Annotated in this window: 7 protein-coding genes; 4 read left to right on the plus strand and 3 right to left on the minus strand. The window is 72.5% G+C overall.

What is annotated here, in order from left to right:
• Positions 1-390: 390 nt before the first annotated feature.
• Together ACWDA7_RS47965 and ACWDA7_RS47970 are read left to right on the plus strand one after the other, a co-directional pair.
• Entirely contained in the window at positions 391-1680 is a 1290-nt protein-coding gene (locus ACWDA7_RS47965; protein ID WP_450613882.1) for a hypothetical protein, read from the plus strand.
• A gap of 405 nt (positions 1681-2085) precedes the next feature.
• Positions 2086-2616, plus strand: a complete 531-nt coding sequence (locus ACWDA7_RS47970; protein ID WP_450613884.1) for a DoxX family protein — start codon at positions 2086-2088, stop codon at positions 2614-2616.
• A 69-nt stretch (positions 2617-2685) separates the two neighbouring features.
• Here ACWDA7_RS47970 and ACWDA7_RS47975 read toward each other — a convergent pair whose 3' ends face one another.
• Both ACWDA7_RS47975 and ACWDA7_RS47980 read right to left on the minus strand, forming a co-directional pair.
• Complete coding sequence (locus tag ACWDA7_RS47975; RefSeq protein WP_450613886.1) at positions 2686-2928, minus strand: hypothetical protein; 243 nt, start codon at positions 2926-2928, stop codon at positions 2686-2688.
• Positions 2915-4537: a PspC domain-containing protein gene (locus ACWDA7_RS47980; RefSeq protein ID WP_450613891.1), complete on the minus strand. Its 1623-nt coding sequence runs from the start codon at positions 4535-4537 to the stop codon at positions 2915-2917. Before ACWDA7_RS47980 ends, ACWDA7_RS47975 begins: the two co-directional genes overlap by 14 nt.
• 308 nt (positions 4538-4845) lie before the next feature.
• On the opposite strand from ACWDA7_RS47980, the gene ACWDA7_RS47985 reads away from it, so the two are divergent.
• Positions 4846-6174 carry a PspC domain-containing protein gene (locus ACWDA7_RS47985; RefSeq protein ID WP_450613888.1) on the plus strand — a complete coding sequence of 443 codons (1329 nt, stop codon included), beginning with the start codon at positions 4846-4848 and terminating at the stop codon, positions 6172-6174.
• Positions 6171-6899, plus strand: coding sequence for a LuxR C-terminal-related transcriptional regulator (locus tag ACWDA7_RS47990; RefSeq protein ID WP_450613890.1), 729 nt, complete (start codon positions 6171-6173; stop codon positions 6897-6899). The genes ACWDA7_RS47985 and ACWDA7_RS47990 overlap by 4 nt, the downstream gene beginning before the upstream one ends.
• Positions 6900-6943: 44 nt before the next feature.
• On the opposite strand, the gene ACWDA7_RS47995 is transcribed toward ACWDA7_RS47990, so the two are convergent.
• The gene (locus tag ACWDA7_RS47995) at positions 6944-7999 is read right to left on the minus strand and encodes an NlpC/P60 family protein (protein ID WP_450613893.1); all 1056 of its coding nucleotides are present in this window, start codon (positions 7997-7999) and stop codon (positions 6944-6946) included.
• Between the last annotated feature and the right edge of the window lie 47 nt (positions 8000-8046).

Consider the following 8046-nt stretch of genomic DNA (forward strand, 5'->3'; position numbering starts at 1 on the left):
TCGTCCGGCGTGAGGGCCTTGATGCGGGTGCGGATCGCCACGCCGGACGGGCCGACGGCCACGAAGGGGGCAGCGATCGTGCGCAGCGACTCACCTCGCATCGATGCACCCCCTCCCTCAACGCTTGATCAGCAACGGGAAGAACGGTACCGGCCGGCACTGACAGTGCCCGCCAAGCGGTCGTGCGCGCTGCACCACCACGAACCAGTACATGCTCGTGCACACGCACGCACACTCCTGCACATCCGAAACCGAACAGCTCCCAACCCCTCCTGACCGGACCTGGCGGACGCGAGGTGTGTTCCGTACGGCACAATGCGCTGTCATCGTCTGCCAGTTGCGCGGGCGGGGGCGGTTCGGAGATCTGGCGCGGGGAAGGCGGCAGCGGGCGTGGCGGTGCAGGAGGCGAGGCAGGGCGCGGGGCGTGGCAGCGGCCCGGGTGCGCACGAGGGTGGCTGCACCTGCGGGGACTGCCCGCACGGCGCACGCGAGGGGCACCGGCGTGCGGTCGCCGAATTCCTTGCGAAGCGTGAGGAGTTCGCCTCCGGTCGGGGGCTGCCTGCGGCGGTCGCGCACTCCGCGTCCGCGTCCCGCCAGTGGGTGTCCGACGAGCTGACCCAGTCCGCCGACCTTGTGGCCGAGCGCGGCCGGGCCGAGGGCGAGGCATGGCTCGGCCGACTGTGGCGGCGTACGGCGGCCTGGGTGTGGGGCGCGGTGGGCGTCCTGCTGCTGGCGCAGGCGCTGACGGCCATCGGCGCGGGGTGGACCCTGGCACGGACGGCGGGGTTGGTCGCGGCCGTGCTGGTGGGCGCCGCACTGACCGGCGCGGGGTATCTGCACCGGGCACGTGGCGGGGTGGTCGCGCCCCTCGTCGGGGAGGACAACCGGCTGTCGACCTCGCGTGCGCTGGCGGCGAGCTGGGTGCTGTTCGTGGTGTACGCGGTGCTGGTGCTGGCCACCGAGCTGGCGGCGGCCTCGACGCACGACAAGCGCGATGCGCTGATCGCCGGGCTCGACCTCGCGCGCGGGGTGGGTGTGGTGTCCGTGGTCGCCGTGGTGTGCGGGATCGCCGTGGTGGTCCGGCGGGTGGTCGGACTGCGTGTGCTCGGCCAGCGTCTGCAGAAGGTACGCGCCGATCGGCCGCGGGCGGCGGACCTGCTGACGGACGATTCGGGGCGCGGCAGCTTCACGGACATCCAGTACGTCGTGATCAGCGCGGTCGCTCTGGTGTTCGCGGCGGTACGACTGGCCCGCCGCCCCGACCAGCTCCCGGATCTGCCCTGGGGCCTCGCCCTGCTGGTCCTGGTCTCGGCGGCCACCTACCTCGCCGGGAAGTACGCCGAGGGCGGCCGTCCGGTGATTCTCTCGGTGGTGCGGGCACGGGAGGCGGGCGACCTGGACGCGCCGATCCGTACGGGCGACGACATCGAGATCCGCGGCGCCGGCTTCGTACCGCCCGGTGCCCAGAGAGCGGACCGGCTCGCCCGGATGGTGGTCCGCATAGGCGCGGTCCATGTCCACGTACCCCTCGTCCCGGTCGCGGGTGGCTTCAGCAACCCGACCGACTCGCTCCTGGCGGTCCCGGTCCCGGCGGACGTGGAGCCCGGCAGGGTCGAGGTTCAGGTGGTGACGGCCGCGGGGGTCGAGACGAACCCGGTGGCCATCGACGTCACGGAGTGACGACCAACATGACGCGGTGACGCGTCCTGCTCCAAGGCGAGCCGCAGTCGCTGCCGGGGCCGAGTCGCTGCGTCGGCGGGTCCGGCCGCGGCGGCCGGCCGTCGGTCGAGTGGCCTAGGCCTGTGGTGTGAATATCGGCTTAGCTGTGGGATATGTCGGCAGGGTCCCTTGCGCTGTCTCGGTGCGCCGCTGCCCGATGGCCGCGGGACCGCCCCAGTGCGGCGAGGCCGGGCGTGTGGCGCGCCAGGGCCGGGACGCTCGGAGCGGGCAGGAAGGACCGGGGCCGGATGTCACAAGCGCGGAAAGCAGGAAAATTCGGCGCGCAGCAGTTGAGCGCGCGCCCCCGTTCCTACGTATGGTCTGTTGCGGAGTCAACGGCAGGGCGGGCGAGAGGCGGCGGACACGATGACTCACGGCATTCGCATGGACTCCCATACCTCCTATCTGGACGAGCGCCGCGACTGGCGGGACAGCGCCACGCGGTATGCGCTGATACCTCTGCGCATCTTCCTCGGTGTCACCTTCATATACGCGGGCCTGGACAAACTCACCAGCAGTGCCTTCATGCACAGCTCGGGCGCCGGCTCGATCGGCGACCTGATGCGCTCCGTACGGGACACCTCGGCGATCCCCGCCCTGGTCGACCTGGCGCTGAAGAGTCCCGTGGGCTTCGGTTATGCCATAGCCTTCGGTGAACTCGCCGTCGGCATCGGCACGCTCATCGGACTGCTGTCCCGCCTGGCGGCGTTCGGCGGTGCGCTCATCTCGCTGAGCCTGTGGCTGACCGTGAGCTGGGCCTCGAGCCCCTACTACTACGGCAACGACCTCGCCTATCTGATGGCCTGGATCCCCCTGGTGCTCGCCGGTGCCCCGGTGCTCTCCCTGGACGCGGCCATCCGTGTCCGACGGCGGCAACGCGCGAACGCGTACCGGTAGGACGCGTGCTCCGGAGCCATCCGGGGCTACGCGCAACGGACCCACGCGTACTCCGGATCCACTCCGGAGCTAGGGGGTCGTCGCTCCGTCCCGCTCGGCACGCGGTTTCCCGCGGACCGGGCGGGACCTGCGTAGCGCATGGGCCAGCAGGCCGCTCACGGCCGCGAGGCAGAGGCCCCCACAGATCAGTGGGATGAGCGCGAACCACGGCGTCGTCCAAGCGCCGTTCGCGTCGCCGAGGTAGACGACGCCCGCGCCGGTCAGGGCCATGCCGGCCACCAGCCGGCCGGGCTGGAACTCATGACGCAGCACGGGTCACCTCCACCTGTCCCACGCCGACCTTCAGGCCGAGGCGGAGTGTGGCCGCCTTCTTCGTCCCCGGCACGGGATCGAGCGTCACCTGCTTGTGCCTGCCCGGTTCCACGTCCACGTCCTTCTCCGATTCGCCCGGCAGCTGAATGTCGCCGATACCTGTGTCGATCTTCAGTGCCACCGCGACGTCCTTCGGGACCACCACCTTCAGCTGGCCCACCCCGACCTCGGCCCGGGTCGTCACGGTCTCGCCCTTGGCGAGCCGCAGCCGGCTCAGGTCCAGGGTGCCGACGCCGGTGCCGAGGTCGTACTTCTCCCGGACGGCTGCCGCCGAGGCCGGTGTCCATGTCGTGCGCGTCCAGTGCGTGCTGATGTCCTTCGGCAGGGCCACCGATGCGGCGAGCAGCCCCGCCGTCACTATCGCGATGAATATCGAGCCCGCCCCGGTGCGCCCGAGGAAGGAGCTGATCGCGATTCCCACGCCGAACACGGCGAGCGCACTGGCCAGACCCGTCTGCAGGCTTGTGCCCAGCGCCTGGCCGTCCCAGGTCAGACCGGTGCCGAGACCGCCCGCCAGCAGGGCGAGCAGGAACACCCAGCCGCCGATCCAGCGTGGCCCGGGCAGCCTCGGCCGGTCCGCGTCCCGTGTCTGCTGGGCGTACGACGAGCCGCGGGGGCTGTCGACGGCCGCGGCGATGTCACGGCCAGGGGTGTCGCTGGGACCCCACAGATAGCCGGTGCCGCCCACGTGGGTGCCGTCTTTGACGATGGGGTCGCGCCACCAGGACGGGTAGGAGGCGGCAACGGGCGGCGCCGTGGCCTCCGGTGGGGCGTCGGCCACCGCCTGCGCGGCGAGCGGGTCGGGGTCGGTGGCGCCGCGCTGCCGTGACCAGAAGCCCGCACCGGCGAGGAGTAGGGACAGGATGGCGGCGAAGGTCAGCACCCCGCCGTTCCTGAGCATCGACAGGAAGACTCCGCAGCCCACGAGCGCGAACAGAACCGCGGCCAGGCCCTGGCCGTCGACGCGGCCGGTCAGCAGCTTGCGGATCTCGTTCTCCTCCTCGTCCTCGTACGGGACGAGAAGCCAGACGAAACCGTAGAAAATGAGTCCGAGGCCACCCGTCGCGGAGAGCACCGCGAGCACGATGCGGAAGATCACCGGGTCCATGTCGCACTGCCGGGCCAGCCCGGAGCAGACGCCCCCCAGCATCTTGTACTGCCGGTCACGCCGGAAGCGCCCATGACCCCGGACCGCGCCCGGGCCGTCACCCTCCGGGCCGTCCTCACGCCGGGGCCCGTCTCCGCCCCCGACAGGCCCGCCTCCGCCTTCTCCGGGGCCACTCGGGCTTCCCGGACCGCGTCCGGCTCCCGATGCCGACCCAGGGGCGCCGAGGCCTCCGGGCCCGCGTCCGCCTTCAGGTGCGCCTGGGCGCCCGGGTCCTACCGGGCCTCTGGAGGGGCCCCCGCCGTCGGCGCGGTCACGGGCCGCCGTTCCGGTGGGTGCGTCCCCGGGCTCGCTCCGGCCCGGGCCCTGCGGTGCGCCGGTGCCACCGCGGTCGTGCTCGTTGTGGACCGGAGCGCCCCCGAAGTCCTCCTCGTTCCGGTGCACGCCCGCATCCCCGTCCTCGGCCCGGCTCTCCCGCACGGCCGCATCCTGCCGCACGGTCGCGTCCCCGGGTGCGCGCGCCTCGCCCCTCGCGGCGGAGCCCTGCCCGGCGCCGGGGCCGTGCCCCGGGCCGGGGCCCCGCCCCACTGCCGCGCGCTGCTGATCCGTCATGCGTCCATGGTCTCCGCCGCGGCGGCCCAGCGGCAGGCGGGACGACCCTGGCAGAACCCTGAAATCTGCCCCGACAGCCGCCGCGGGAAGTGTTCGATCGCCGAATTCGAAGATCAGGGGAGTCTAGGGGCCCGACCCTGATGTCCCGGTGCGCCGTACGTGTGACCATCAATGGCATGCCGGACGCCGCAGCAGGGCCCCTCGACGACCCGCGGCCGCCGCGCAAGCTCTACCGCAGCAGCGACGGACGCTGGCTCGGGGGCGTGGCGCGGGGGCTCGCCGGGCACCTCGGCCTGCCCGTGATCTGGGTCCGCCTCGTCTTCGTCGGGCTGATGACGGCGGATGGTCTGGGCGCCCTGCTGTACGCGGCGTTCTGGTTCTTCGTCCCGCTCGGTGTCGGCGGTGTCGACGACCGCCGTTCCCCGTCCCTGGTCGGCACCGAGACCTCGCCGGACGGCCGGCGCAGACTGGTCGCCCGCAGACCCGACCGGGGCCAGATCGTCGCCCTGCTGCTCATGGTCGTCGTGGCGCTGACCTTCGTGCGCAGTGTGAACGTCGGCGGCGCGGCCAAGGCGTACCTCATACCCGCCGTCCTCGTCGCCGCGGGTGTCGCCCTGGTCTGGCGCCAGGCGGACAACGCGCGGCGGGCCCGCTGGATGGAGGTCGGCAGCCGTCGGCGCACCCTGACTCTGCTCCGCGCCGCCGCCGGTGTCCTGCTGGTCACCGCGGGCGTCTCCGGCATCTTCGTGCTGCAAGGCTCCGCCGCCCATCTCGGGTCGGTCCTGCAGGCGGCGCTCGCGGTCCTCGTCGGCGTCACGCTGCTCGCGGGTCCCTATCTCGTCCGGATGACCCAGGACCTGTCGGAGGAGCGCCTGATGCGCATCCGCGCCCAGGAGCGCGCGGAAGTCGCCGCCCACGTCCACGACTCGGTCCTGCACACCCTGACCCTGATCCAGCGCAACGCGGAGAACGCGAGCGAGGTACGCCGCCTCGCCCGCGCCCAGGAGCGGGACCTGCGCGCCTGGCTCTACAAACCCGAGGGCACCGGCAAGGACGAGGACGAGGAGCCCGACACCCTCGCGGAGGCGGTCCGGCGCAACGCGGCGGAGGTGGAGGACAAGCACGGCGTGCCCATCGAGGTCGTCGTCGTCGGCGACTGCCCCCTCGACGAACGGATCGGCGCACAGATGCAGGCCGCGCGCGAGGCGATGGTGAACGCCGCCAAGTACGGTGGCGAGGGCGGTGCTGTCCAGGTCTACGCCGAGGTCGAGGGAAGGACGGTCTTCGTCTCCGTCCGCGACCGCGGCCCGGGCTTGGACCTCGACGCGATTCCCGCAGACCGTATGGGTGTCAGAGAATCGATCATCGGCCGTATGGAGCGCAACGGCGGAACGGCACGGCTACGCGCCGTTCCCGGCGGCGGCACGGAAGTCGAGTTGGAGATGGAGAGGGTGGAGAAGACGTCATGAGCGACGCGAACGAGTCGGCCGGCCCGGCGGAGCCGGAGCGCGCGAGCGGGGGCGGCACGGAAGAGCGGCGCGTACGGGTCGTGCTCGTCGACGACCACCGGATGTTCCGTACGGGAGTCCGGGCCGAGATCGGGCAGACCGAGCGGACCGGGGTCGAGGTCGTCGCCGAGGCCGCGGACGTCGACCAGGCGGTGAGCGTCATCACCGCCAGCCGCCCCGAGGTGGTCCTGCTCGACGTCCATCTGCCGGGCGGCGGCGGGGTCGAGGTGCTGCGTCGGTGCGCGCCCCTGATGGCCGACGCGGAGCAGCCGGTCCGCTTCCTCGCCCTGTCCGTCTCGGACGCGGCGGAGGACGTGATCGGGGTCATCCGCGGCGGTGCGCGCGGCTATGTCACCAAGACGATCACCGGCTCGGATCTGGTCGACTCCGTCTTCCGCGTGCAGGACGGCGACGCGGTGTTCTCCCCGCGTCTGGCCGGCTTCGTCCTCGACGCCTTCGCCTCGACCGACGCCCCGCCGGTCGACGAGGACCTCGACCGCCTCACCCAGCGCGAGCGCGAGGTGTTGCGCTTGATCGCCCGCGGTTACGCCTACAAGGAGATCGCCAAGCAGCTGTTCATCTCGGTGAAGACGGTCGAGTCCCATGTCTCCGCGGTCCTGCGCAAGCTCCAGCTGTCGAACCGGCACGAGCTGACACGCTGGGCGACGGCACGACGGCTGGTGTGACGGCCCCCGCGCCGCACCGGCCCGGTGTGCCACGTGAGGGCGGCTTACACCACCCGGGTGGCTCCGGCGAACGGCATCAGGTCGATCGGTGCGAGCCGGACCGGCGCCGACGGATTGGGCGCGTGGATCATCTGGCCGTTGCCCACGTAGATGCCCACGTGGCTGACCCCCGAGTAGAAGAACACCAGGTCGCCGGGGAGGAGTTCGGCGCGCGAGACACGGCGTCCGGCGCCGATCTGGGCGTACGTCGTCCGCGGCAGCGAGATCCCCGCCGAGCGGTACGCGGCCTGCACCAGGCCGGAGCAGTCGAAGGCGTCAGGACCTGTCGCACCCCAGACATAGGGGCTGCCGAGCTTGCTGTACGCGTACGCCAACGCGGCCGCCGCCCGTGGGCCGGGGGCCATCGCGGTCGACACCGCGAGCGACACCGGCCCCAGGTCACGCGCCGCGTCCCGCGACGCCCGCCCGTCCACGCCGAGTCCGGCCCGCTCGCTCCACGTCAGCCCGGCCAGCAGTTGCCGCGCCTCGCCCAGCTTCTCGGTGATGGTCCGCTTCTGCCGGCTCAGCTCGGCCTGCCGCGACTTCAGGGAGGCAAGCTCCACCCGGGCCGCCCCGCGCAGCTGCTCGATCTCCCGCAGTTGCGCCCGCACCCGCCTTACGGCTGCCGCCTGCCGGCCGTCGAGCCGCTCGGCGAACGCCGCGTCATCGAGGTAGCGCCCCGGATCCGAGGAGAGCAGGAGCTGTACCGAGGGGTTGATGCCTCCGTTGCGGTACTGCGCCGCCGCTGCCGAGCCCAGCGCCTCACGTGCCGAGTTGAGCCGGTCCGTCCGGCGGGCCGCCTCGTCCCGCAGCGCGTTGAGCCGTTGCTGGGTCTCGGCCGCCTCCTCCTTCGCCCCGTCGTACTTCTCGGTGGCGACCTCTGCCTCCCGGTACAGCTTGTCGACCTCGGCCTTGACCTGGGCCGGGGAGAGCGGGGGCTCGGCGTGCCCCGTTCCGTCGAAGGCGGTCGCGGTCGCCGCTCCCGCGAGGGCGATCGTGGCGGCGGTGCGGGCGGTGCTGCCGCCGAGCGAACGCTGTCTGGGCTTGCGGTGCGCTGCCAACCTGACGTCCCGTCCTTTCGTACGACCGCCGGGGCCGGGGCCCCGGC

The sequence above is a fragment of the Streptomyces sp. NPDC001156 genome (assembly GCF_053598275.1).